Below are 1,055 nucleotides of genomic sequence, written 5' to 3'. Positions count from 1 at the left end.
TCGATGATCTTGGCAACCACGCCGGCGCCGACGGTACGACCGCCTTCGCGGATGGCGAAGCGCAGGCCGTCTTCCATGGCGATCGGGGCGATCAGGGTGACAACCATCTTGACGTTGTCGCCCGGCATGACCATCTCGACGCCTTCCGGCAGTTCGCAGTTACCGGTCACGTCGGTGGTACGGAAGTAGAACTGCGGACGGTAGCCCTTGAAGAACGGGGTGTGACGACCGCCTTCTTCCTTGGACAGCACGTACACTTCGGCTTCGAACTTGGTGTGCGGCTTGATGGTGCCCGGCTTGGCCAGAACCTGGCCACGCTCGACGTCCTCACGCTTGGTGCCGCGCAGCAGGGCGCCGATGTTCTCGCCGGCACGACCTTCGTCGAGCAGCTTGCGGAACATCTCCACGCCGGTGCAGGTGGTCTTGGTGGTCGGACGGATGCCGACGATTTCCACTTCCTCGCCCACCTTGACGATGCCGCGCTCGACGCGACCGGTCACCACGGTGCCGCGGCCGGAGATCGAGAACACGTCCTCGATCGGCATCAGGAACGGCTGGTCGATGGCACGCACCGGCTCCGGAATGTAGGAGTCCAGGGTTTCCACCAGCTTGCGCACGGCGGAGGTGCCCATCTCGTTGTCGTCCTGGCCGTTCAGGGCCATCAGAGCGGAACCGATGACGATCGGGGTGTCGTCGCCCGGGAAGTCATAGGTGCTCAGCAGGTCGCGAACTTCCATCTCGACCAGTTCCAGCAGCTCGGCGTCGTCGACCATGTCGGCCTTGTTCAGGAACACGACGATGTAGGGAACGCCTACCTGACGGGACAGCAGGATGTGCTCGCGAGTCTGCGGCATGGGACCGTCGGCAGCGGAGCAAACCAGGATCGCGCCGTCCATCTGGGCAGCACCGGTGATCATGTTCTTCACGTAGTCAGCGTGACCCGGGCAGTCAACGTGAGCGTAGTGACGAATGGCGGAATCGTACTCGACGTGCGAGGTGTTGATGGTGATACCGCGCGCCTTCTCTTCCGGAGCGTTGTCGATCTGGGAGAAGTC

General features: G+C 63.1%; 1 protein-coding gene. It reads right to left on the bottom strand.

Annotation, left to right across the window (positions count from 1 at the left end; all coding sequences use genetic code 11):
• Nucleotides 1-1,055 (bottom strand): elongation factor Tu (gene tuf / locus E5198_RS21205; RefSeq protein ID WP_136491867.1); only part of this gene is annotated, 1,055 nt, incomplete at both ends.

The sequence above is a fragment of the Pseudomonas sp. A-1 genome, from assembly GCF_004801855.1.
In the GTDB taxonomy this organism is placed as follows: Bacteria; Pseudomonadota; Gammaproteobacteria; order Pseudomonadales; family Pseudomonadaceae; genus Geopseudomonas.
The sequence above is the reverse complement of the archived record's forward strand: the minus strand, read 5'-3'. Positions and strand labels throughout refer to the sequence as shown.